This window comes from Pseudomonas sp. NY8896 (assembly GCF_039634505.1).
In genome coordinates, this window is record NZ_CP132350.1 from 5,528,308 (window position 1) to 5,551,297 (window position 22,990).

22 protein-coding genes are annotated in these 22,990 nt (G+C 61.7%); 11 read left to right on the forward strand and 11 right to left on the reverse strand.

Annotated elements, in window-relative coordinates:
• Positions 1–5: 5 nt before the first annotated feature.
• Positions 6–1,628, reverse strand: a complete 1,623-nt coding sequence (locus Q9451_RS24920) for a methyl-accepting chemotaxis protein (RefSeq protein ID WP_012270782.1) — start codon at positions 1,626–1,628, stop codon at positions 6–8.
• Positions 1,629–1,787: 159 nt separating this feature from the next.
• Entirely contained in the window at positions 1,788–2,468 is a 681-nt protein-coding gene (locus Q9451_RS24925) for a tellurite resistance TerB family protein (protein WP_012270781.1), read from the reverse strand.
• A gap of 217 nt (positions 2,469–2,685) precedes the next feature.
• Between Q9451_RS24925 and ydcS the strand changes: the two genes are divergently transcribed.
• From ydcS to Q9451_RS24950, 5 genes are all read left to right on the forward strand, one after another.
• Positions 2,686–3,837 carry a putative ABC transporter substrate-binding protein YdcS gene (ydcS, locus tag Q9451_RS24930; protein WP_012270780.1) on the forward strand — a complete coding sequence of 384 codons (1,152 nt, stop codon included), beginning with the start codon at positions 2,686–2,688 and terminating at the stop codon, positions 3,835–3,837.
• 88 nt (positions 3,838–3,925) lie between these two features.
• Positions 3,926–4,957: an ABC transporter ATP-binding protein gene (locus tag Q9451_RS24935; protein WP_041166392.1), complete on the forward strand. Its 1,032-nt coding sequence runs from the start codon at positions 3,926–3,928 to the stop codon at positions 4,955–4,957.
• 1 nt (position 4,958) lies between these two features.
• Entirely contained in the window at positions 4,959–5,870 is a 912-nt protein-coding gene (locus Q9451_RS24940; protein ID WP_012270778.1) for an ABC transporter permease, read from the forward strand.
• Entirely contained in the window at positions 5,860–6,666 is an 807-nt protein-coding gene (locus tag Q9451_RS24945; RefSeq protein WP_012270777.1) for an ABC transporter permease, read from the forward strand. Before Q9451_RS24940 ends, Q9451_RS24945 begins: the two co-directional genes overlap by 11 nt.
• A gap of 17 nt (positions 6,667–6,683) precedes the next feature.
• Positions 6,684–8,108 carry a gamma-aminobutyraldehyde dehydrogenase gene (locus Q9451_RS24950; RefSeq protein ID WP_041166391.1) on the forward strand — a complete coding sequence of 475 codons (1,425 nt, stop codon included), beginning with the start codon at positions 6,684–6,686 and terminating at the stop codon, positions 8,106–8,108.
• Between the two features lie 69 nt (positions 8,109–8,177).
• Here Q9451_RS24950 and Q9451_RS24955 read toward each other — a convergent pair whose 3' ends face one another.
• Positions 8,178–9,284, reverse strand: a complete 1,107-nt coding sequence (locus tag Q9451_RS24955; RefSeq protein WP_012270775.1) for an NADH:flavin oxidoreductase/NADH oxidase — start codon at positions 9,282–9,284, stop codon at positions 8,178–8,180.
• A gap of 695 nt (positions 9,285–9,979) precedes the next feature.
• Here Q9451_RS24955 and Q9451_RS24960 point away from each other — a divergent pair.
• The 4 genes from Q9451_RS24960 (at position 9,980) to Q9451_RS24975 (ending at position 12,559) form a co-directional block, all read left to right on the forward strand.
• Positions 9,980–10,243, forward strand: a complete 264-nt coding sequence (locus Q9451_RS24960; RefSeq protein WP_012270774.1) for a DUF3077 domain-containing protein — start codon at positions 9,980–9,982, stop codon at positions 10,241–10,243.
• Between the two features lie 274 nt (positions 10,244–10,517).
• Positions 10,518–11,111 (forward strand): 2OG-Fe(II) oxygenase, encoded by a 594-nt coding sequence (locus tag Q9451_RS24965; protein ID WP_012270773.1) that lies wholly within the window; start codon positions 10,518–10,520, stop codon positions 11,109–11,111.
• Entirely contained in the window at positions 11,108–11,971 is an 864-nt protein-coding gene (locus tag Q9451_RS24970; RefSeq protein ID WP_123109229.1) for a hypothetical protein, read from the forward strand. The genes Q9451_RS24965 and Q9451_RS24970 overlap by 4 nt, the downstream gene beginning before the upstream one ends.
• Before the next feature lie 30 nt (positions 11,972–12,001).
• Positions 12,002–12,559, forward strand: coding sequence for a hypothetical protein (locus Q9451_RS24975; protein ID WP_041166390.1), 558 nt, complete (start codon positions 12,002–12,004; stop codon positions 12,557–12,559).
• A 176-nt stretch (positions 12,560–12,735) separates the two neighbouring features.
• Here the strand turns inward: Q9451_RS24975 and recJ are convergent, their stop codons facing one another.
• Positions 12,736–14,445: a single-stranded-DNA-specific exonuclease RecJ gene (recJ, locus tag Q9451_RS24980; protein WP_012270771.1), complete on the reverse strand. Its 1,710-nt coding sequence runs from the start codon at positions 14,443–14,445 to the stop codon at positions 12,736–12,738.
• An 8-nt stretch (positions 14,446–14,453) separates the two neighbouring features.
• Positions 14,454–14,996 carry a YaeQ family protein gene (locus Q9451_RS24985; protein WP_003252169.1) on the reverse strand — a complete coding sequence of 181 codons (543 nt, stop codon included), beginning with the start codon at positions 14,994–14,996 and terminating at the stop codon, positions 14,454–14,456.
• A 131-nt stretch (positions 14,997–15,127) separates the two neighbouring features.
• Here Q9451_RS24985 and Q9451_RS24990 point away from each other — a divergent pair, with 131 nt between their 5' ends.
• The gene (locus Q9451_RS24990) at positions 15,128–16,327 is read left to right on the forward strand and encodes a CaiB/BaiF CoA-transferase family protein (RefSeq protein ID WP_012270770.1); all 1,200 of its coding nucleotides are present in this window, start codon (positions 15,128–15,130) and stop codon (positions 16,325–16,327) included.
• Between the two features lie 20 nt (positions 16,328–16,347).
• On the forward strand, positions 16,348–17,223 hold the full coding sequence (locus Q9451_RS24995; protein WP_012270769.1) for a TIGR02285 family protein: 876 nt from the start codon (positions 16,348–16,350) through the stop codon (positions 17,221–17,223).
• Positions 17,224–17,407: 184 nt separating this feature from the next.
• Here the strand turns inward: Q9451_RS24995 and Q9451_RS25000 are convergent, their stop codons facing one another.
• The 6 genes from Q9451_RS25000 to xerD form a co-directional block, all read right to left on the reverse strand.
• Entirely contained in the window at positions 17,408–17,689 is a 282-nt protein-coding gene (locus Q9451_RS25000; protein ID WP_012270768.1) for a DUF3509 domain-containing protein, read from the reverse strand.
• A gap of 79 nt (positions 17,690–17,768) precedes the next feature.
• Positions 17,769–18,188 (reverse strand): response regulator, encoded by a 420-nt coding sequence (locus Q9451_RS25005; protein WP_012270767.1) that lies wholly within the window; start codon positions 18,186–18,188, stop codon positions 17,769–17,771.
• A 131-nt stretch (positions 18,189–18,319) separates the two neighbouring features.
• Positions 18,320–19,729 carry a threonine synthase gene (thrC, locus tag Q9451_RS25010; RefSeq protein WP_012270766.1) on the reverse strand — a complete coding sequence of 470 codons (1,410 nt, stop codon included), beginning with the start codon at positions 19,727–19,729 and terminating at the stop codon, positions 18,320–18,322.
• Between the two features lie 61 nt (positions 19,730–19,790).
• Complete coding sequence (locus tag Q9451_RS25015; protein ID WP_012270765.1) at positions 19,791–21,095, reverse strand: homoserine dehydrogenase; 1,305 nt, start codon at positions 21,093–21,095, stop codon at positions 19,791–19,793.
• Between the two features lie 83 nt (positions 21,096–21,178).
• Positions 21,179–21,922 carry a thioredoxin fold domain-containing protein gene (locus tag Q9451_RS25020; RefSeq protein ID WP_012270764.1) on the reverse strand — a complete coding sequence of 248 codons (744 nt, stop codon included), beginning with the start codon at positions 21,920–21,922 and terminating at the stop codon, positions 21,179–21,181.
• A gap of 153 nt (positions 21,923–22,075) precedes the next feature.
• Entirely contained in the window at positions 22,076–22,972 is an 897-nt protein-coding gene (gene xerD / locus Q9451_RS25025; RefSeq protein WP_012270763.1) for a site-specific tyrosine recombinase XerD, read from the reverse strand.
• Positions 22,973–22,990: the final 18 nt, after the last annotated feature.

Below are 22,990 nucleotides of genomic sequence, written 5' to 3' on the forward strand. Positions count from 1 at the left end.
CGCGGTCAGACTTTGAAGCGCGACACGCCGCCACGCAGGCCCGCGGCCACCTGGCTTAGCTCATCGATGGCAAAACTGGCCTGGCGCAGCGACTCGACGGTCTGGGTGCTGGCATCGCTGAGCTGGGCCAGCGCCTGGTTGATCTGCTCGGCACCGGTGGCCTGGGCCTGCATGCCTTCGTTGACCATCAGCACGCGCGGTGCCAGGGCCTGCACCTGGTGGATGATCTGGCTGAGCTGCTCGCCCACCTGTTGTACTTCGAACATGCCGCGGCGCACTTCTTCGGAGAACTTGTCCATGCCCATGACCCCAGCCGACACGGCCGACTGGATCTCGCGCACCATCTGCTCGATGTCGTAGGTGGCGACGGCGGTCTGGTCGGCCAGGCGGCGCACTTCGGTGGCGACCACGGCAAAGCCGCGGCCATATTCGCCGGCCTTTTCTGCCTCGATGGCGGCGTTGAGCGACAGCAGGTTGGTCTGGTCGGCAACCTTGACGATGGTGACCACCATCTGCGTGATGTTGCTGGCTTTCTCGTTGAGGATGCCAAGCTTGGCGTTGACCAGATCGGCTGCGCCCATCACCTGGTGCATGGTCTCTTCCATGCGCGCCAGGCCCTGCTGCCCGGAGCCTGCCAGGCTGGAGGCCTGGTCAGCGGCGGTCGTCACTTCGGTCATGGTGCGCACCAGGTCGCGCGAAGTGGCGGCGATTTCTCGCGAGGTGGCGCCGATTTCGGTGGTGGTGGCGGCCGTTTCGGTGGCGGTGGCCTGCTGTTGCTTGGACGTGGCGGCAATTTCGGTAACCGAGGTGGTCACCTGCACCGACGAACGTTGCGCCTGGGCTACCAGGTTGGCCAGTGCTTCGGCCATCTCGTTGAAACCGCTTTCGATGGCACCGAACTCGTCCTTGCGGTCCAGGCTCAGGCGCATGCTCAGGTCGCCCGAGCGCAGCTTGTCGAGGGCATGCACGATACGTTGCATGGGCGCGGTGATGGCGCGCATCAGCAGCAAGCCGCAGATGCCAGCGGCAACGATTGCCAGCAGCAGCGAAACGACCATGCTGCCCTTGGCCGTGCTCACGGCGCTGACGATCTCGTTGGTGGCGGCGTCGGCTGATGCCCGGTTGTTCTCGATCACTTCATTCAAGTGCTTGCGCCCATCTACCCAGGCCGGGGTCAGCACTTCGATGATCAGCCGTTCGGCTTCGGCGTAGTTGTGCTGGCGGTAAGTATCCAGCACCTGGTTGACGATCTTCAGGTAGCCCTCTTCCAACTGCACGAAGTTGTCGAAGCGGGTTTGATCATCCTTGTCCTGGATGGTGGCCTGGTAGCTGGCCATGTGTTGCTTGAGCCGGTCTTCGAAGCTTTTGAACAGCTCCATGTCGGCCGAAGTGATTTCACGGTGGTTGGACAGGCCCACCAGTTGCTGGCTGGTGACGTAGCTATCGACCCAGGCGCTGCGGATCATCGAGCTGTAGTAGACCCCGGGAATGCTGTCGGTCCCTACCGCCTCTTCGGCGGTTTCGATGGTCACCAACCGCGAATAGGCGGCCACGATCATCAGCAGCATGATGGCGATGATCACGGCGAAACTTGCCAGGATCCGTTGGCGCAAGGTCCAGTTTTTCACATTCAGCCCTCAGGAATTCACAACGAGCGGGAAAAATCGCCGAAGTATAGCCTAGAGGCCTTACGGTTTTGCGGGTGAAGTGAAGGGTAAACAGGCAGCAGTGCTGATGGACACGCCATTTGGGCAAAGGCAATTGGGGCCGCTGCGCGGCCCCGATCACTAACCTGCGGCAAGCCGCGCCTGGCTATCCAGCGCCTGGCGCAAGCCTGGGTCCAGGCGCAACTGACGGGCCAGCTCGTCCAGGTAGGCCCGCTCCATGAAGTTTTCCTCGTCGACCATCATCACGCTAGCCAGGTACATCTCGGCAGCCATCTCCGGCGTTTGCGCGGCGCGGGCCACTTCAGCCGGGTCCAGCGGCTTGTTCAACTCGGCATGCAGCCAGTGCTGCAATTCGCGGTCGCTGTCCAGGCGGGTGAACTCGCCCTCGATCAACGCCCGCTCGCGCTCGTCGATATGGCCATCGGACTTGGCCGCTGCCACCAGCGCCCTCAGCACCGCCTGGCTGTGCTGCTCGACCTGGGCCGGCGGCAGGCGGTCGACGGTTTGCGGCTCGCTTGCAGCTACCCGCTGATTGGCCTGCCAGTTGCCGTAAGCTTTGTAGGCCAACACGCCCAGCGCGGCCAAGCCACCGTAAGTCAGAGCCTTGCCGCCGTACTTGCGCGCCTTCTTGTTCCCCAGCAACAAGCCCAGCGCCCCCCCACCCAACAGGCCGCCGCCTGCTCCAGACAACAGCCCGCCAAGCCCGCCTGACGCGCCGCCAGGCTTGTTGGCGCCGCCTTGTTTTTCAAGCAATTGCTGGCCGGACTTGAGGAGCTGATCAAGCAAACCCCGAGTATTCATGCGCGTGTCTCCACGTAAGAAGATTCAAGCGCCAGAGTAAGGCTTGGCGCAGCACACGCCATGCAGGGATTTGCTTCCGGATGTTGCGTTAGCTGGCAAAAAGCCAACTAGACTCGATATCGCCAATACCTCGCACCCGCGCACTACGCTTATAACGATTGCTTCACCGCTTGCTTGATGACTGCCCCGAACAAGATCGCCAAGAAGAGGGAACACCATGTCAGTGCACAAGACCGCATTGCTCGGCGCCATGACTGGCGCCGTGCTGGCCAGCGCCAGCCTGCAGGCCGCCGAACCGCCCAAGGCCCTGGGGGCCGGCGAGGGGCGCCTGGACATCGTCGCCTGGCCCGGCTACATCGAGCGCGGTGAAAGCGACAAGGCCTACGACTGGGTGACCGGTTTCGAGAAGGAAACCGGCTGCAAGGTCAGCGTGAAAACCGCCGCCACCTCGGACGAAATGGTCAGCCTGATGACCAAGGGCGGCTATGACCTGGTGACCGCCTCGGGCGACGCCTCGCTGCGGCTGATCGTCGGCAAGCGCGTACAGCCGATCAACACCGCCTTGATCCCCAACTGGAAAAACATCGACCCACGCCTGCAGAACGGCGGCTGGTACGTGGTCGACAAGCAAGTGTATGGCACCCCGTATCAATGGGGGCCGAACGTGCTGCTGTACAACACCAATACCTTCAAGCAGGCGCCAACCAGCTGGAGCGTTGTGTTCCAGCCGCAGGACCTGCCTGACGGCAAACCGAACAAGGGGCGCGTGCAAGCCTATGACGGGCCGATCTACATCGCCGACGCCGCCCTGTACTTGAAGTCGGCCAAGCCCGAACTGGGTATCAAGGACCCGTACGAACTGAACGAGGAGCAATACAAGGCCGTGCTGGAACTGCTGCGCCAGCAGCAACCGCTGATCCACCGCTACTGGCATGACGCCACGGTGCAGATGAGCGACGTGAAGAACGAAGGCGTGGTCGCCTCCAGTTCATGGGGCTACATGGTCAATGGCCTGAAGGCCGAGAACCAGCCAGTGGCCTCGACCATTCCCAAGGAGGGTGCGACCGGCTGGGCCGACACCACCATGCTGCACGCCGAGGCCAAGCACCCCAACTGCGCCTACAAGTGGATGGACTGGTCGCTGCAGCCGAAGGTGCAGGGCGACGTGGCGGCCTGGTTCGGCTCGTTGCCGGCGGTGCCGGCTGCCTGTACAGGCAGCCAATTGCTGGGCGCCGAGGGCTGCAAGACCAATGGCTTCGACAATTTCGACAAGATTGCCTTCTGGAAAACCCCGCAGGCCCAGGGCGGCAAGTTCGTGCCGTATAGCCGCTGGACCCAGGACTACATTGCAATCATGGGTGGGCGCTGAGGTTGCCTGAATGCCTGATCCTGCCTTTTCGCGGGTTTACCCGCGCAAAGGCAGGATCAGGAGCAAGCCCATTGCCCGGAGCCCACGCATGCCCCTAGCCGTCCAGTTCACCCAGGTTTCCCGCACCTTCGGCGAGGTCAAGGCCGTCGACCAGGTCAGCATCGATATCATCGATGGCGAGTTCTTCTCCATGCTTGGCCCTTCCGGCTCGGGTAAGACCACTTGCCTGCGCCTGATCGCCGGCTTCGAACAACCCTCCAGCGGTTCGATCCGCATCCACGGGGTGGAGGCCGCTGGCATGCCGCCCTACCAACGTGACGTCAACACCGTGTTCCAGGACTACGCACTGTTCCCGCACATGAACGTGTTGGACAACATCGCCTATGGCCTGAAGGTAAAGGGCGTGGCCAAGGCCGAACGCCATAGTCGCGCCGAAGAAGCCCTGGCCATGGTGGCCCTGGCCGGCTACGGCACGCGCAAACCAGCGCAACTGTCTGGCGGCCAGCGCCAGCGTGTGGCCCTGGCCCGTGCACTGGTCAACCGGCCGCGCGTGCTGCTGCTGGACGAGCCGCTGGGCGCACTGGACCTGAAGTTGCGCGAACAGATGCAAGGGGAGCTGAAAAAGCTGCAACGCCAGCTGGGCATCACCTTCATCTTCGTCACCCACGACCAGACCGAAGCGCTGTCGATGTCCGACCGGGTCGCGGTGTTCAACCGTGGCCGCATCGAACAGGTCGACACCCCGCGCAATCTGTACATGAAGCCCGCCACCACCTTCGTCGCCGAATTCGTCGGCACCTCCAACGTGGTACGTGGCGAGCTGGCCATGCAGCTCAACGGCAGCCCGGCCCCCTTCTCCATCCGTCCCGAGCACATCCGCCTGGGCGACCTTGTGGTCACCAGCCACGAAGTGCAGGTAAGCGGCCTGTTGCGCGATATCCAGTACCAGGGCAGCGCCACCCGCTACGAGCTGCAATTGGACAACGGCCAACTGCTGGCGGTAAGCCAGGCCAACGACCGCTGGCAGGCACAGGCACAGGCCTGGCAGACCGGGCAGCGGCTGCAGGCGCACTGGCCCCGCGAGGCAATGACGGTGCTGCAGGAAACCGAGGGCCGCTGACATGAGCACACTGCGCGGCCTATCCAACCTGCTGTACCGGCGCCCCAACCTGTACCTGGCACTGCTATTGATACCGCCGCTGACCTGGTTCGGCGCAATCTACCTGGGCTCGCTGCTGAACCTGCTGTGGCAGGGTTTCTATACCTTCGACGATTTCACCATGGCGGTGACCCCGGACCTGACCCTGGGCAACTTCGCCGCGCTGTTCAACCCGTCGAACTTCGACATCATCCTGCGCACCCTGGGCATGGCAGTGGCGGTGTCGCTGGCCAGTGCGGTGCTGGCCTTCCCCATCGCCTACTACATGGCGCGCTATACCAGCGGCAAGACCAAGGCATTTTTCTACATCGCGGTGATGATGCCGATGTGGGCCAGCTATATCGTCAAAACCTATGCCTGGACCCTGCTGTTGGCCAAGGGCGGCGTGGCCCAGTGGTTCGTCCAGTTGTTGCACCTGGATGCCCTGCTGCAGGCGCTGTTGGCGGTGCCTGGCGTGGGCGGCAGCACGCTGTCGACCTCGCACCTGGGGCGCTTTCTGGTGTTCGTGTACATCTGGCTGCCGTTCATGATCCTGCCCATCCAGGCCTCGCTGGAGCGCTTGCCACCGTCGCTGCTGCAAGCTTCGGCCGACCTCGGCGCACGGCCGGGGCAAACGTTCGTGCAGGTGATCCTGCCGTTGTCGATCCCCGGCATCGCCGCCGGCTCGATCTTCACCTTCTCGCTCACCCTGGGCGACTTCATCGTGCCGCAACTGGTCGGCCCGCCCGGCTACTTCATCGGCAGCATGGTCTATGCCCAGCAGGGGGCGATTGGCAACATGCCGATGGCTGCCGCGTTCACCTTGGTGCCCATCGTGCTGATCGCGGTGTACCTGTCCATCGTCAAGCGCCTGGGGGCCTTCGATGCACTCTGAAAAAGCATCACCGGGGCTGCGCCTGGCGGCCTGGGGCGGGTTGCTGTTCCTGCACTTCCCGATCCTGATCATCTTTCTGTACGCCTTCAACACCGAAGACGCCGCGTTCAGCTTCCCGCCCAAGGGCTTCACCCTGAAGTGGATTGGCGTGGCCTTCGCCCGGCCCGATGTGCTGGAGGCAATCAAGCTGTCACTGCAGGTGGCCTGCCTCGCCACGCTGATCGCGCTGGTACTGGGCACACTAGCCTCGGCTGCGCTGTACCGGCGCAGCTTTTTCGGCAAGGAGAGCATTTCGCTGATGCTGATCCTGCCCATCGCCCTGCCCGGCATCATCACCGGCATCGCCCTGCTCTCGGCGTTCAAGACCTTGGGGATCGAGCCTGGTGTGTTCACCATCGTGGTCGGCCACGCCACGTTCTGCGTGGTGATCGTCTACAACAACGTGATCGCCCGCCTGCGGCGCACCTCGCAGAGCCTGATCGAAGCGTCGATGGACCTGGGCGCCGATGGCTGGCAGACCTTCCGCTACATCATCCTGCCCAACCTCGGTTCGGCGCTGCTGGCCGGCGGCATGCTGGCCTTTGCCCTGTCGTTCGATGAAATCATCGTCACCACCTTCACCGCCGGCCACGAGCGCACGCTGCCGATCTGGCTGCTCAACCAACTCAGCCGCCCGCGTGACGTACCGGTGACCAACGTGGTCGCCATGCTGGTGATGCTGGTGACCATGCTGCCAATCCTTGGCGCCTATTACCTGACCCGTGGCGGCGAAAGCGTCGCGGGCAGTGGCAAATGACCCTGGAGGAGTCCCCGATGCAAACGCAGATGCTGATCAATGGCCAACTGGTCGCGGGCCAAGGCCCCGCCTGGACCGTGCTCGACCCGGCGCAGGGCACCGCCCTGGCGCAGATCAACGAAGCCACCGAGGCCCAGGTGGACAGCGCCGTGCGCGCTGCCGACCTGGCCTTCGACAGCTGGTCGCAAACCAGCCCCAAAGAGCGCTCGCAGGCCTTGCTGGCGCTGGCGGACGCCATCGAAGCCCACGGCGATGAACTGGCCCGGCTGGAATCTCAGAACTGCGGCAAGCCCCTGAGCGCCGCGCTGAACGACGAAATCCCGGCGATTGCCGATGTGTTCCGCTACTTCGCCGGTGCGGCGCGTTGCCTGGGCGGCTTGGCGGCCGGCGAATACCTGCCAGGCCACACCTCGATGATCCGCCGCGACCCGCTGGGCGTGGTGGCCTCGATTGCCCCGTGGAACTACCCATTGATGATGCTGGCCTGGAAGATCGCCCCGGCCCTGGCAGCCGGCAATACCGTGGTGATCAAACCCTCCGAAATGACCCCGCTGACGGCCCTGCGCCTGGGCGAGCTGGCCCAGGACCTGCTGCCACCGGGTGTACTGAACATTCTGTTTGGCCGCGGCCAGACCGTCGGCAACCCGCTGGTCAACCATCCAAAGGTGCGCATGGTGTCGCTGACCGGCTCGATCCCCACGGGTGCACACATCATCAGTGCCACCGCCGACAGTGTGAAGCGCATGCACATGGAGCTGGGCGGCAAGGCCCCTGTACTGGTGTTCGACGACGCCGACATCGACGCCGCCATCGATGGCATCCGCACCTTCGGCTTCTACAACGCCGGCCAGGACTGCACCGCTGCCTGCCGCCTGTATGTGCAGGACGGCATCTACGAACGCTTCGTCGAGCGCCTGGGTGAAGCCGTCGCCAGCCTCAAGCCCGGCCTGCAGGAGGCCGAGGACACCGAGCTGGGGCCGCTGATCAGTGCCCAGCACCGCGACAAGGTCGCAGGCTTGGTGCAGCGGGCCATCGCCCAGCCGCACATTCGCCTGGTAACCGGTGGCAAAGCGATTGACGGCAATGGCTTCTTCTTCGAGCCGACCGTGCTGGCCGATGCCCTGCAGGACGACGAGATCGTGCGCAACGAAGTGTTTGGCCCGGTGGTGTCGGTCACCCGTTTTACCGACGAAGCGCAGGCGCTTGAGTGGGCCAACGATTCCAACTACGGCCTGGCCTCATCGGTATGGACCCGCGACACAGGCCGCGCCCACCGCCTGGCGGCGCGCTTGCAGTACGGCTGCACTTGGGTGAATACCCACTTCATGCTGGTCAGTGAAATGCCCCATGGCGGGCAGAAGCACTCAGGGTATGGGAAGGACATGTCGATGTATGGACTTGAGGATTACACCTGCGTGCGGCATGTGATGATCAAGCACTAGCCCGCTGAACATACGCGGTTGTTGTAGGTGCGCGCATGCGTTCCTACAACAACCGCGTAAAGGCCTGGATCAGTCCCGCAGATCCGACTCGTGAATCGGGTTGGCCCGGCTGGTCGCGCGCTGGTATTGCGCAGGCCAGGTCGCCTTGTTGCCGCCCAGGTCATCGTCGGCATGCAGCGGCCAGTACGGGTCGCGCAGCAGTTCACGGGCGAGGAAGATGATATCGGCCTGGCCGGTGCGCAAAATATGCTCGGCCTGGGCCGGTTCGGTGATCATGCCCACGGTGCCGGTGGCGATTTCCGATTCCTTGCGCACGCGCTCGGCGAAGCGGGTCTGATAGCCAGGGCCGGTGGGGATTTCGGCGTTTACCGAGGTCCCGCCAGAGGACACATCGATCAGGTCTACGCCCAACCCTCGCAGACGTCGGGCCAGTTCAACGGTTTCATCGGGGTTCCAGCCATCTTCGACCCAATCGGTTGCCGATACCCGCACGAACAATGGCAACTCGGCCGGCCAGACCTTGCGCACGGCCTCCACCACTTGCAAGGTCAGGCGGATGCGGTTTTCGAAGCAGCTGCCGTACTCGTCGCGGCGTTGGTTACTCAGCGGCGAGAGGAACTGGTGCAACAGGTAGCCATGGGCAGCATGAATTTCCACCACCTTGAAACCGGCCTTCAAGGCGCGCTCAGTCGAGGCAACGAAGGCGTCGATAACACCCTGGATCTCGTTCTCGGTCAGCTCGCGTGGCGCTGTGTGCTGCGGGTCGAAGGCGATCTTCGAAGGGCCCACCGGCTGCCACCCGCCGTCTTCGAGCTTCACACTACCCTGCCTGCCCAGCCATGGGCGATAGGTGCTGGCCTTGCGCCCGGCGTGTGCCAGCTGGATACCGGGCACGGCGCCTTGGGCGGTGATGAAGCGAGTGATGCGTTGCAACGGGGCGATCTGCGTGTCGTCCCACAGGCCGAGGTCTTCGGCGGTGATGCGGCCATCGGCGGTGACCGCCACGGCTTCGGTGATCACCAGGCCCGCACCACCAACGGCGCGGCTGCCTAAATGGACAAGGTGCCAATCGTTGGCCAGGCCATCGATAGCGGAATACTGGCACATCGGCGAGACGGCGATGCGGTTGGGCAGGGTCAGCTGACGCAGGGTGTAAGGCTCAAGCAGCAGGCTCATGAGGGCACCTCCCAAGGACTCCAATGGTGATCCGGCCCGGACACTCAATTGCACGTCCCTGGCCCAGGTCCGGTCATAACTTCAGACTAGACCAGAATGGGTGGGGGGGATGTTCCGTGGGATTTTGGGGTGGCTGGCGGTCGGTCAAAGGCAGATTTTAGCGGGCCCATACCTGATAGGAATTTCAGATGTTCCCTACGACTCAGATCTGGTGAAACCTAGCCTGAGGAAATAACCTACAAGTCCTGTCGACTCGCGTCTGATTGTTGCTGGAATACTGATTCTCTAGCCTTGGCTGGTCGCTGATCGTCAGCGTCCGGGGGTGGAATCCCGACCCATTACCGAGTAGCTGTCGTCATGGCAGTTGTGCGCGGAAGGCCGCAAAGCCTACCGGGTTTGCTCGTAGCCTGGATTCCACACCGCGTACAATTGCCACCCTTCGTGTGGAATCGGAGAAGGCGGTCAATCAGCAAATCTACGAGTGATTGATATGAAACAGACAGTTCCTGATCCACCCCTCATTTCTCCTCCTCTGACAACACACTGCAAGCATTGAGGCTTTATTCACCGGCCTTCGCGGGTGAGCCCGCTCCCGCAAGTGCTGTGCATGACTTAATGTATGTGGTCCCCCGTGGGATCGGGTTCACCCGCAAAGACGCCAGGACAGACTCTCGAAAAATATCAGGAGAGGATCAATGAGCACCGAAGACACCCAATTCACCGTCGGCAAGACCACTTTCCTTCAAAGTGAAAACCAGACCCATCCACTGTTTCGTATCGAAGCAGGCATTCCGTGCCGAGACGCCCGAGAACAGGCTTCGGAGCTGATGGGCTACGTAAGAGAACTCACTATCGTCGGCCTGATGGATGAAAAGCCCATGATGATCTGGGCTGCGCACTCTCTCAGCGCAATGGCCAAAGCACTCATGGATGATGCTGAATTAGGCATGGCGCATTGACGACCACGCTAATAATTTTCTGTTAAGGATCAGCGATCCGTCCAAACATGGAAGGTTTGCCACCCCCGTATATACCTGTTTGCCCCGGCATGCCGGGCATACTGGAAATTTCGCACGCACAATTGCCTGAAGAGCCACATCCGCTTCCGAAAGTCTTCTCAACCAGCAACTCTCTCACCCTATCGATTAGTCAGCTGAAATTATTTAACGTTTCCTTGCACCCGAAACTACCGCCTGCAAGGCAATGAAGATGAGCACGATAGAGAGATAGCTAATGAAACGACAATTTACATCTAGCGATGTAGGCATCATAGACAACATCATCACACCCGAAGAGCAAGCCCAGCTTAACAATGCGTTCTCAAACGCTCATTGGCGATATGACTGGCCAGTAAACTCCACACCATTCGCCCGCCCCTGCTGGCACTTTTTCATCGCCGGAAGCAAGCGAGAATCATTGGGATGCTGTGAGGAAGAGCTGAGCAAAAACCCAAGTTGGGGATTTCTCGCCAGCATTTGGCAACGTTTATCCGCCCTGCACATGCAAAATGCCAGATTGGTTGGCGTATATGCAAACGGCCAAACCTCCGGGCAAGACAGTCCGATCCACCGGGACAACCTACCCAGTGAACCAGGGCATACAGCAGTCCTTTTCTGTAACGACTATTGGGCTACGACATGGGGAGGTGAGCTTCTTTTTTGCAATGATGCCAAGACCGACGTCATTGCCGCAGCACTGCCGAAACCAGGGCGTTTTGCCATTTTTAATGGCGAAATGCCGCACCGTGCCAAATCGCCAACCATAGATTGCGACCGCCTGCGCACGACCATTGCATTTAAGACTGTGAACAAGGATTTCAAGTTATGAGCAAACGATTCGAAATATTTGTCGCAATGGTCGATAGGATCGGAAAATCGGGATTTAATGCGGGCGCAGCTGCCGCGGTGCATGACCAGTTTAACACCGACAACCAAGGCTTCTCGCTAGTCGTGCAAACTGCACAGACCAGCAGCGCCATTGCCTCCGTGCTGTCTGTTACGCAAATGACTGCGGGAGCGGTGCCATTTCTAAATATCGTTACTAACACACTGGCGGGCACAGTCACATTTTTGAAGATCGTTGCTGAATCCAAGCCTGGAAAAGAGCCGAATTATGGTGATTACATTAACCTTGTAGGCAACGTGGCGGGCGTGGTAGCGGGGTTTGCGCTACTGGCGGGGGCCCCTTTGACCGCAGGCGTGTTCACCGGTGTCGCGCTGGGTGCCAGTTTGGTAGGCACATACAACTCGGAGCTAGCAAAAAATATCGCGACCGCAATAGCTCCGATCATGAGCAGCTTAAAATCACATGACATATCCAATGAAACGGGCACATCGATACTATCCCCAAGCTTAGAAATTACGGATCCAGACGCCATAAAAAGTCATTTCGGTGGATTGATACAAGTAATTACATGGCACCCTGACACCCTGGAGATCCAGCTAGATACCAGAAAGCTGGACCTATTTCAAATCAACAATGGGGCCCAGTCACTTATTTACGGTGGCGTAAACCTACCTGTTCAACCCCCTTTGCCTACTGGTGGTGGCGCCACAATTACTCTGGGAATTGAAAGCATCAATGGCCAACCACCCGTAGGCCCGCCTCCATCGATCACCACCATAATTGGTGGGGGCCAAGACAAATACGCTTGCTGCACCGCACCTCAGCAGGACAAGTATCGTTAGAAAACATCATCCTTAGGAGAAATTTTACTGATGCTGACTTGGCGTGCGTGGATCGAAATGATGAAGGAATTAGAGCCACATAGGCGCATGACATGCATGTTACTCATCGGCTCCATTTTCTTATGTTTTATCCCTTTCTACCTAACAAGCTGGAGAGATAGCACACAACTAGTAAACGCCCCATGGGTACGCGTCCCAGCCACCCTTGTATCCAAGCCTCAAATTTGGAGCCATGACAGGTCGTATTACGGTTTTGGAATTGCTTACAACGAACCAGCCGGTAAGCGGATCGAAACATGGGTTTATGCAGAGAAAGCTCGCTTCGACGCCGCCGATCTGAGTAAGGCAACACCGCTGTTTGTTGAAATCGAAGATTCTTTATCCGGTCCAACTGTCAGGCGACTATCGACCAGCGAAGAGATTCTGTACGATCCATCAATCAAAAAGTATGTGATCGAGACGTACAACCGGGAAGCAGTGGAAGGCATTGTGTTCTTCTCACTGCTTGGTTTGGCCTCGTTTGTCGCAGCAGGCGTAATGCACTGGCAAAACCGGCAGCGGAAAAAACAATCCGAGATCAGTCAATAGCCGTTGCACCTGACACCGGGGGCGGGTTTACCCGCGAAGAATGTGACGCGGTGAATGGTACCGGCTTTGCCGGTGTTCGCGGGTAAACCCGCTCCCACAGGTACTGCACAAGCCCTGAACCCGCCGCCGGCCCTCTGGGAGCGGGCATGCCCGCTCACACAGGTTTCGCGTTGGGCTCAGCGTGGCTCCATGTGGGCAATCATCAACTGCACACTTTCATTGCCACGAAACTCGTTCACATCCAGCTTGTACGCCAGTTCGACCCAGCGCACGGTCGGGTTCGGCCACACTTCGCGGTCAACGCCGAAGGCGATGCCATCCAGTCGCACCGAACCACACTCGCTCTTGAGCACCACCTTCAGGTGCCGCTCGCCCACCACGCGCTGCTCCACCAGTTGGAACACGCCGTGGAACAGCGGCTCGGGGAAATGCTGGCCCCACGGCCCGGCATGGCGCAAGGCCTTGGCCAGGTCGAGGTGGAATTCCTCCACGGCCAGGCTGCCATCAGACAACAGCCGGCCTGTCAGGTCTTCCTCGCGCAGCTGGCGCCGCACTTCTTCGTCGAACGCCTCGGCAAACGCCTGGAAATTGCCTTCAGGCAACGACAACCCCGCCGCCATGGCGTGGCCGCCGAATTTGCTGATCAGTTGCGGGTGGCGGGCCGCTACGGCATCCAGCGCGTCGCGGATATGGAACCCTGGTACCGAACGCGCCGAGCCTTTCAGCATGCCTTCGCCGGCATCGGCAAAGGCAATGGTTGGACGGTGATAACGCTCTTTAAGGCGCGACGCCAAAATACCGATTACACCCTGGTGCCAGTCGGCATCGAACAAACACAGACCATACGGCATCGACTCGACCGGCAGGTCCTTGAGCTGGGCCAGGGCTTCGCGCTGCATCCCCTGCTCGATGGACTTGCGGTCCTGGTTCAGGTCGTCTAGCTGCTGGGCCATGTCCTGGGCCAGTGCCGCGTCTTCGCACAGCAGGCATTCAATGCCCAGGCTCATGTCGTCCAGGCGACCGGCGGCGTTCAGCCGTGGGCCGAGGATGAAACCCAGGTCAGTCGAGGTGATACGCCGGTGATCGCGGCGGGCCACTTCGAGAATCGCCTTCAGCCCTGGCCGGGCACGACCGGCGCGGATGCGCTCGAGGCCCTGGTGCACCAGGATGCGGTTGTTGGCATCCAGCGGCACCACGTCGGCAACGCTGCCCAACGCGACCAGGTCGAGCAGTTCGCCTATGTTCGGCTGTGCTTGCGTCTCGTAACGGCCCAGGCTGCGCAGTCGCGCGCGCAGGGCCATCAGCACGTAGAAGATCACCCCTACTCCGGCCAACGACTTGCTGGGGAACGTACAGCCCGGCTGATTGGGGTTGATGATGGCGTCTGCGTCGGGCAACTGCTGGCCTGGCAGGTGATGGTCGGTGACCAGCACCTTGAGCCCAGCGGCCTTGGCCGCCGCCACACCCTCGACGCTGGAAATGCCATTGTCCACGGTAATCAGCAGTTGCGGCTGGCGTTGCAGCGCCACTTCGACGATTTCCGGGGTCAGGCCATAGCCATACTCGAAGCGGTTGGGTACCAGGTAATCGACATGGGCCGCACCCAGTAGGCGCAGGCCCAGCACCCCTACGGTGCTTGCGGTGGCACCGTCGGCATCGAAATCGCCAACAATGAGGATACGCTGGCGCTGGTCGAGCGCCTCGACCAGCAGGTCGACACCTGCCTCGATGCCCTTTAGCTGCTGGTACGGCAGCAGGCGCGCCAGGCTTTTGTCCAGCTCGGCCTCGCTCTGCACGCCGCGCGCGGCGTACAGACGGGTGAGCAAAGGTGGCAGATTACCCAGAAATGGCAGGGTCGGCGGCAGAGGGCGAGGTTCGATGCGCATGGGTTGCTTCAGCCACGCTCACCAAGCAGCCACTGCAGTTGTACCTCATGCTGGCCACGGTCGTCGGTGACGAATACCGTGCCTTCGCTGATCATCACGTCCCACTTGATGCTGCGCGGCATGTCGGTCGCCAAGGTTTCCAGCACCTCTTGCGGTACAGCGGCAATGCTCAGGTTCTTCAGGTTCTTGACCGCGCTCACCACTTTGCCCTCCCACACCCGCAGGCTGCCGTAGGCCAGCAGGCTGGTGCGTTCGGTACGGCGCGAGCACCAGGTCAGGCGGTCGGCGTCTGGCTGGCCCACTTCGATCCAATGCAACACGCGATCGTCCAGGCTCTTTTCCCAAAGCGCCGGCTCATCGACATCCGACAGGCCACGGCCAAACGACAAGTTCTCGTTGTACCAGAGCGCATACGCCAACAGACGAACCGCCATACGCTCTTCGGTTTCCGAAGGGTGGCGAGCGATGGTCTGCTTGACGCTTTCGTAGACGTTGCGGTCAAGGTCGGTGAGATTCAATTCGAACTTGTAGGTGGTGGACGGCTGGGCCATGGTCGACGGGCTTCGTGCAAAAGAAAAGTGGCACAGTCTACCCCATCCGCACCTTCCATGCGCCGCAGCAGTACCCGGCGAAACCGACGTGTGATAAAACCACGGCACTGCCCAACTGCCACGGATGCCCCATGTCGACGCCCAGCAAACCCCTCGCCGGCCTTAAAGTTGTCGAACTCGGCACCTTGATCGCCGGGCCTTTCGCCTCGCGTATCTGTGCCGAATTCGGCGCCGAGGTGGTCAAGGTCGAATCGCCCGATGGCGGCGACCCGTTGCGCAAGTGGCGCAAGCTGTACGAGGGCACGTCGCTATGGTGGTTCGTGCAGGCCCGCAACAAACAGTCGCTCACCCTCAACCTCAAGCACCCCGAGGGGCGCGAGATTCTCAAGCGCCTGCTGGCCGAGGCCGACATCCTGATCGAAAACTTTCGCCCAGGCGTGCTGGAAAAGCTTGGCCTGGGCTGGGATGTACTGCATGCGCTGAACCCGCGCCTGGTAATGGTGCGCCTGTCAGGCTTTGGCCAAACCGGGCCGATGAAAGACCAGCCGGGCTTCGGCGCGGTGGGCGAGTCGATGGGCGGCCTGCGCTACATCACCGGTTTCGACGACCGCCCGCCGGTGCGCACGGGCATTTCCATCGGTGATTCGATTGCCGCCCTGTGGGGGGTGATCGGCGCACTAATGGCGTTGCGCCACCGGGAAGTCAATGGCGGCCAGGGCCAGGTGGTGGACGTGGCGCTGTACGAAGCGATCTTTGCCATGATGGAAAGCATGGTCCCGGAATTCGATGTGTTCGGTTTTATCCGCGAACGCACTGGCAACATCATGCCAGGCATTACGCCCTCCTCCATCCACACCAGCGCCGACGGCAAGCATGTGCAGATCGGCGCCAACGGCGATGCGATCTTCAAGCGCTTCATGCAAGCGATCGGCCGCGACGACCTGGCCGACGACCCGACCCTGGCCAGCAACGACGGCCGCGACCTGCGTCGTGACGAGTTGTACGGGGTGATCGATCGCTGGGCCAACAGCCTGCCGCTGGAGCAATTGATGCAGGTGCTTACCACCGCCGAAGTACCGGCCAGCCGTATCTATTCAGCCGAAGACATGTTCAACGACCCGCAGTACCTGGCACGCGAGATGTTCCTGCAGGCCAAGCTGCCGGATGGCAAGCCATTTCGCATGCCCGGCATTGTGCCCAAGTTGTCGGAGACCCCCGGTTCCAGCGAATGGGTCGGCCCGGCCCTTGGCGAGCACACCGAGGCACTGCTCGCCAGCCTGGGCTATGACGCGGCGGCCATCGCCAGCCTGCGCGTAGCAGGCACGGTCTGACTCTGGCGCTGCCCGGTTTCATGCGCGCGGCCCGCTGCCTACGTCACCTGGTCCTGCTGTGCGGGCTATTGCCCGCACTGCTGCTACAGCCTGTCAGTGCCAAGGAACACATCTTCTGGCTGGTGCGCGACCTGCCGCCGTTCACCATTTTCGAAGGCCCGGAAAAAGGCCAGGGGGTGATCGACCAGTTGTTGCCACTGCTGATCGGGCAGATGCCCGAGTACGACCACACCATTTTGCGGGTCAACCGCGCCCGCGGCCTTCAGATGCTGCAAGACCGCAACAGCTTCACCTGCGACCCGACCCTGCTATGGACCCCGGAACGGGCCGAATACGTGCGTTTTTCCATGCCGTCGCTGGGTGTGGTCAGCGGCGGGCTGGTGCTGCGCAAGGAAAACCAGGCGCTGATGGCGCCCTACCTCGACGGCCAGCAGGTAGACCTGCATGGTTTGCTGAGCAACAACGCGCTGAAGCTGGGGATTGTTGCAGAACGCAGTTACGGCACGCAGATCGACGCCATTCTGCGTCAGTTGCCCGACACCGCGCTCAGCCGCCATTATGGCAACGACGCCACTGCCAACCTGCTGCAGATGCAACAACTGGGGCGTTTGCGCCTGGTGCTCGGCTACTGGCCTGAGGTGCGCTATCTCATCCAGCAACAAGGTGGTTCACTGGCTGATTACCAGTTTCATCCTGTGCAGGGGGTAGAACGCTATCAGTTTCTGCATGTGGGTTGCTCGGACAACCCTCTGGGGCGCGAAGCGATTGCGCATATCGATCAGCTGTTACCCAGGCTGCGCCAGGATGTATTGCCGGCGCTGTATGCGCGCTGGCTGGACCCTGCGCTGCAGGAAGACTACCTGGAAGAGAGCAAGCGTTTCTTCGAAGCGCAGTAGTTGCAGCCCATCGCGCCAAAAAAAGCCGTGCCTACAGGGGACTGCGCAGAACCCAAAAAGAAACCCCGGACGCTGGGGAAGACGCCCGGGGCCAAGCGAAAGTCCTTGGAGACTTCCCGTGACAGCCCTGCCAGCGCCGGAGCAAAGCGCTGGCCGGCTGCCCCTACTGTGTCTGATAAGCCACTCAGGCAAAGGTTCCCTGGGGTTGCTGACGCTGCTGCAATGCGGCAATCACACACGGCTGCAAACGCCCTTCTGCTATTTGCAAGTCACGGTGCAAGCCATCCACCAAATCTATCAGCAGGCGTTGCTCCTGCAACTGTCGCTCGCTGACCATGCGCCGCAAGGTAATACCGGCAAGGCGGTCATGAACGGTCAATTGGCGATTGCCACTGGCATCGGCGCTGCCGAGGTGTGCCTGATAGGGGGCTAGGGCGTCGTTGAGCAGGCTGCAGATTCTTTCCATCCGGATCACTCGCTGCGTGGTGGGATCTAAAGGAACTGACCAACAGGCACAGCGGAAAGTTCGTCACACTGCGGCTGTCTCAGTGAGCATGCGGGGCCGACATGACAGCTTTACTACACCGCCCTGGGCGCACCTGCAGTGTTTGCAGGGCGTGCTGCAGGCCCGGCATCGACAGCGGCCAGGGCAGCTCGGCGAGCACCCACAGGCCGCGTTTTCTGGCCTCTTGGGCAAGGTTTTGACGATTGGGCGCGGGCTGGCCGACGAACAGCAATGCGCGCGCATTGTGTTGCTGGGCGAGCAAGGCAAGACCGGCCCGCGTTGACATGGCGTGGTCGAGGATCAGCAAATCGGGGCGATGCTCAGCGCTGAGGCAGGCATCCAGGTCACCGGTGCTCGCGCTGATGCGCACGTTGAAGACACCCTGGCTATTGAGCGCCTGGTGCAGCAGGATCTGGTGGGATGGGCGTGCCTGGTGGATCAACACGTAGGTCTGGTGCATGAGCCGCTCCGGATGGGAGGACCGGCTAATCTAGGCGTTGCGCCCAGCAGGCTGAATAGGGCTTTTCAGAGGCGATCGTGGGAAAAGTCCGAGAAGCTGGGGCCGCGTAGCGGCCCCGCAAACCCACTCGGTTACAGCGGCTTGCCGCGGTTGCCGTGCTGGCTGACAAAGCCCTGTACAGCTTTCAGGTCATTGGCCAGCACCGTGCAACGCTCTTCACGGCTGAACAGGTCGCTGAGGTGCGCCGGCAGTTCCAGCGCCTTGCCCACACCGGCCTTCTCCACCGCTTCCGGGAACTTGACCGGGTGCGCGGTGCCCAGCACCACCATCGGCGTATCCAGGCTACGGCGGCACTCGCGGGCAGCCTTGACGCCGATCGCGGTATGCGGGTCGAGCACTTCACCGGTGGCGGCGAATACTTCGGCAATGGTCTCGCAGGTTTGCTCGTCGCTCACAGCCAGCGAGTCGAACAGCTTGCGCGCTTCGGTCCAGCGGTCTTGCTCGACGCTGAAGCCGCCACCTTGCTTGAAGTTGGCCATCAGCTCGGCAATCGCCCCCCCGTTGCGGCCGTGCAGGTCGAACAGCAGACGCTCGAAGTTGGACGAGACCATGATGTCCATCGACGGCGACAAGGTCGCGTGCAGGGTGTCCTTGACGTACTGGTTGCCGCTCATGAAGCGGTGCAGGATGTCGTTGCGGTTGGTGGCGACGATCAGCTGGCTGACCGGCAGGCCCATGTTGCGCGCCAGGTAGCCGGCGAAAATGTCGCCGAAGTTGCCAGTCGGTACCGAGAACGCCACCGAGCGCGCCGGGCCGCCCAACTGCAGCGCTGCGTGGAAGTAGTAGACGATCTGGGCCATGATCCGCGCCCAGTTGATCGAGTTGACGGCTACCAGGCGGGTGCCCTTGAGGAACGACTGGTCGGCGAAGCTGGCCTTGACCATTTCCTGGCAGTCGTCGAAGTTACCTTCGATGGCGATGTTGTGGATGTTGTCGCCGAAGATGGTGGTCATCTGCCGACGCTGCACTTCCGACACGCGCTGGTGCGGGTGCAGGATGAAAATGTCGACGTTGTCGCAACGGCGGCAGCCTTCGATGGCGGCGGAACCGGTGTCACCACTGGTGGCGCCGACGATCACCACGCGCTCGTTGCGCTTGGCCAGCACGTGGTCGAGCAGACGGCCGAGCAACTGCAGGGCAAAGTCCTTGAACGCCAAGGTCGGGCCGTGGAACAGCTCCAGCACCCATTCGTTGCTGTTCAGCTGGCGCAGCGGTGCGACCGCCGCGTGGGCGAACTCGCCGTAGGTTTCTTCGAGGATCTTCTTGAAGTCGGCGTCGGCGATGCTGCCTTCGACGAACGGGCGCATCACTCGGAAAGCCAGCTCGTGGTACGGCAGACCGGCCCACGAGGCGATTTCTTCCTGGGTGAAGCGTGGCAGGTTTTCCGGCACGTACAAGCCGCCGTCACTGGCCAGGCCAGCCAGCAGCACGTCTTCGAAATTCAGGGCCGGTGCCTGGCCGCGGGTACTGATATAGCGCATGGGTGCAAACCTTCGATGCTGGGGCCGGGGCCGCGCTGGCGGCCCGACGGCACTAATTTTGTTAGTTGAGCTGTTCGACGCGAATGCGCACAACCTTGCCGACCACGTCCTGCAGGGCTTCCAGGGCGATGATGGCATCGTTGATACGCTGCTCGACCACACCATGGGTCAGCAGGATCATCGGCACCAGGCCGTCCTGCTCCTCGGCTTCCTTCTGCATGATCGACTCGATGTTGATGCCACGCTCCGAGAGAATGCTGGCCACCTGGGCCAGTACGCCCGGGTGATCCTTGGCCTGAATGCGCAGGTAGTAGGCGCTTTCGCAGGCTTCAATCGGCAGGATCGGGTGGGCCGACAACGAGTCTGGCTGGAAGGCCAGGTGCGGCACGCGGTTTTCCGGGTCGGAGGTCATGGCACGGACCACGTCGACCAGGTCGCCGACCACCGACGAAGCGGTGGGCTCCATACCAGCGCCCGCGCCGTAGTACAGGGTAGACCCGGCCGCGTCACCGTTGACCATGACGGCGTTCATCACGCCGTTGACGTTGGCGATCAGGCGGTCGGCTGGGATCAGCGTCGGGTGCACGCGCAGCTCGATACCTTCGGCGGTGCGACGGGCAACACCCAGGTGCTTGATGCGGTAGCCCAGGGCCTCGGCGTAGTTCACGTCCGCCGTGGTCAGCTGGGTGATGCCTTCGGTGTAGGCCTTGTCGAATTGCAGCGGAATGCCGAACGCGATGGACGCCAGGATGGTCAGCTTGTGCGCGGCGTCGATGCCTTCGACGTCGAACGTCGGGTCGGCTTCGGCGTAACCCAGCGCCTGCGCTTCGGCGAGCACGTCCGGGAAGGCGCGGCCCTTCTCACGCATTTCGGTGAGGATGAAGTTGCCGGTGCCGTTGATGATGCCGGCCAGCCAGTTGATGCGGTTGGCCGACAGGCCTTCGCGGATAGCCTTGATGACCGGGATGCCACCGGCCACAGCCGCTTCGAAGGCGACAATGACGCCCTTCTCGCGGGCTTTAGCGAAAATTTCGTTGCCGTGCACGGCAATCAGCGCCTTGTTGGCGGTGACCACGTGCTTGCCGTTTTCGATGGCCTTAAGCACCAGGTCGCGGGCGATGGTATAGCCACCGATCAGCTCGATGACAATGTCAATCTCCGGGTTGCTCGCAACTTCGAACACGTCAGCGGTAATGGGGGTACCGGTAATCTGGCAGTTCGGGTTCTGCGAGCGCATGGCGATCTGTGCCACTTCAATACCGCGCCCGGCACGGCGGGCAATCTCCTCGGCGTTGCGCTGAAGTACATTGAAGGTTCCGCCACCGACGGTCCCCAACCCACAGATGCCTACTTTGACCGGTTTCACTGTGAACTCCCCATTGAACGGTCGACACGCTTGCCGACCGTGAAACATGCCGTCACCCCATGACGACGGCGTACTTGATTGAATTACTTGGCAAGTGCCAGCTTGGCAACTTGCGGTGCCGGCTGGTAGCCCGGAATGACCTGGCCGCTTTCAAGGACGATGGCCGGCGTGCCATTGACACCGATCGACTGGCCCAGCTGGAACTGCTTGCTGACAGGATTGGTGCACTTGGCGGCCTTGATTTCTTCACCTTCGACCATTTTGTCCATCGCCCCACGGCGGTCGCTGGAGCACCACACCGCCTGCAACTGCTGGTCACCCGGCGAGCCGAGGCCCTGACGCGGGAACGCGACATAGCGCACTTCGATACCGCGACGGTTCAGCTCGGGCACTTCGGCATGCAGCTTGTGGCAGTACGGGCAGGTGGTGTCGGTGAACACGGTGATATGCGACTTGGTCTCGCCCTTGGCAGGATAAACCACCATCTCGGCGGCTGGAATGCCGTTGATGAGCTTGGCGATGCCTTGACGTTCGGTCTTCTCGGTGAGGTTGACCGGCTTGCCGTCCTGGATCTGGAACAGGTAACCCTGCATCACGAACTGGCCGTCGGCGCTGGCGTAGAGCACGCGACCGCCCTGCAGCTTGACTTCATACAGGCCGTTGAGGGGGCTGCTGGCCACGCTTTCCACGGGCACTTCCAGCTCTAGGTTCTGCAACGATTTACGGATGGCCTGCTCGGCCCCGGCGTTGCTATCGGTTGCCGCAGCAACGGCAAAGGTACTGGCCAGCGCCAAAGCGGCGGCGGCGAAAAACTGGGTCACGCGCATGGGAACTCCTGAAGGCGGACAGGGGCCGGAGGGCGCCACCTGCGGAAAATACGCGGTGACCGTGCGGCCCTTGGTGCAAACCGCCCAAGCCTACCACATCACGCTGCCGGTGAAGGGGCTGGCAAGGACCGGCCGGCGGAACATGAAAAACATTCATCCACGCGGGTGGTGCTGGGCGTGCAACTGCTGCAGGCGGGCCTTGGCGACGTGGGTATAGATCTGCGTGGTCGACAGGTCGCTGTGGCCCAGCAGCATCTGCACCACACGCAAGTCGGCACCGTGGTTGAGCAGGTGGGTGGCGAAGGCATGCCGCAAGGTGTGCGGCGACAGCGGCTTGTCGATGCCAGCAACCCGGGCATGATGCTTGATGCGGTGCCAGAAGGTCTGGCGAGTCATCTGCTCGCCTCTCAGGCTGGGGAACAGCACGTCGCTGGGGCGGCCGTTGAGCAGTTCGGCGCGGCCATCGCGCTGGTAGCGTTCCAGCCACACCACCGCCTCTTCACCCATGGGCACCAGGCGCTCCTTGCTGCCCTTGCCCATTACCCGCAGCACACCCTGGCGCAGGTTGACCTGGTCGAGGGTCAGGCTGACCAGCTCGGTGACGCGCAGGCCGCAGGCATAGAGCACTTCGAGCATGGCACGGTCGCGCTGGCCGATGGCTTCGCCCAGGTCCGGTGCCTGCAGCAGGGCTTCGACATCGGCTTCGGAGAGTGACTTGGGCAGTGGTTTGCCCAGTTGTGGCATGTCGACCTGCAAGGTCGGGTCGATGGCCACCAGCCTTTCCCGCAGCAGGTAGCGGAAAAAACCACGCAGGCCGGACAGGAAGCGCGCCGTGGAGCGCGGCTTGTAGCCTTGGTCGAGGCGCCAGGCCAGGTGATCGAGGATCAGCTCGCGGCCGGCATCCGGCAGCGACACTGCCTGCTCCTGCAGCCAGCCATTGAACAAGGCCAGGTCACTGCGGTAGGACACTCGGGTGTTGTCGGACAGGCCTTTTTCAAGCCACAGGGCGTCGAGAAACTGGTCTATCAGGGGGTGATCGAGGGCGGGCATGAAGACTCGGTGGCAAAC

Bases quoted from the DNA above. Each gene is read 5' to 3' on its own strand.
- Q9451_RS24925 (WP_012270781.1), bottom strand. From the start codon at position 2,468: ATGAATACTCGGGGTTTGCTTGATCAGCTCCTCAAGTCCGGCCAGCAA.
- xerD (WP_012270763.1), bottom strand. From the start codon at position 22,972: ATGCCCGCCCTCGATCACCCCCTGATAGACCAGTTTCTCGACGCCCTG.
- Q9451_RS24985 (WP_003252169.1), bottom strand. From the start codon at position 14,996: ATGGCCCAGCCGTCCACCACCTACAAGTTCGAATTGAATCTCACCGAC.
- ydcS (WP_012270780.1), top strand. From the start codon at position 2,686: ATGTCAGTGCACAAGACCGCATTGCTCGGCGCCATGACTGGCGCCGTG.
- Q9451_RS24970 (WP_123109229.1), top strand. From the start codon at position 11,108: ATGAGCAAACGATTCGAAATATTTGTCGCAATGGTCGATAGGATCGGA.
- Q9451_RS25000 (WP_012270768.1), bottom strand. From the start codon at position 17,689: ATGGAAAGAATCTGCAGCCTGCTCAACGACGCCCTAGCCCCCTATCAG.
- Q9451_RS24990 (WP_012270770.1), top strand. From the start codon at position 15,128: ATGTCGACGCCCAGCAAACCCCTCGCCGGCCTTAAAGTTGTCGAACTC.
- Q9451_RS25005 (WP_012270767.1), bottom strand. From the start codon at position 18,188: ATGCACCAGACCTACGTGTTGATCCACCAGGCACGCCCATCCCACCAG.
- Q9451_RS24960 (WP_012270774.1), top strand. From the start codon at position 9,980: ATGAGCACCGAAGACACCCAATTCACCGTCGGCAAGACCACTTTCCTT.
- Q9451_RS25020 (WP_012270764.1), bottom strand. From the start codon at position 21,922: ATGCGCGTGACCCAGTTTTTCGCCGCCGCCGCTTTGGCGCTGGCCAGT.
- recJ (WP_012270771.1), bottom strand. From the start codon at position 14,445: ATGCGCATCGAACCTCGCCCTCTGCCGCCGACCCTGCCATTTCTGGGT.
- thrC (WP_012270766.1), bottom strand. From the start codon at position 19,729: ATGCGCTATATCAGTACCCGCGGCCAGGCACCGGCCCTGAATTTCGAA.
- Q9451_RS24945 (WP_012270777.1), top strand. From the start codon at position 5,860: ATGCACTCTGAAAAAGCATCACCGGGGCTGCGCCTGGCGGCCTGGGGC.
- Q9451_RS24965 (WP_012270773.1), top strand. From the start codon at position 10,518: ATGAAACGACAATTTACATCTAGCGATGTAGGCATCATAGACAACATC.
- Q9451_RS24975 (WP_041166390.1), top strand. From the start codon at position 12,002: ATGCTGACTTGGCGTGCGTGGATCGAAATGATGAAGGAATTAGAGCCA.
- Q9451_RS24940 (WP_012270778.1), top strand. From the start codon at position 4,959: ATGAGCACACTGCGCGGCCTATCCAACCTGCTGTACCGGCGCCCCAAC.
- Q9451_RS24935 (WP_041166392.1), top strand. From the start codon at position 3,926: ATGCCCCTAGCCGTCCAGTTCACCCAGGTTTCCCGCACCTTCGGCGAG.
- Q9451_RS24995 (WP_012270769.1), top strand. From the start codon at position 16,348: ATGCGCGCGGCCCGCTGCCTACGTCACCTGGTCCTGCTGTGCGGGCTA.
- Q9451_RS24950 (WP_041166391.1), top strand. From the start codon at position 6,684: ATGCAAACGCAGATGCTGATCAATGGCCAACTGGTCGCGGGCCAAGGC.
- Q9451_RS24955 (WP_012270775.1), bottom strand. From the start codon at position 9,284: ATGAGCCTGCTGCTTGAGCCTTACACCCTGCGTCAGCTGACCCTGCCC.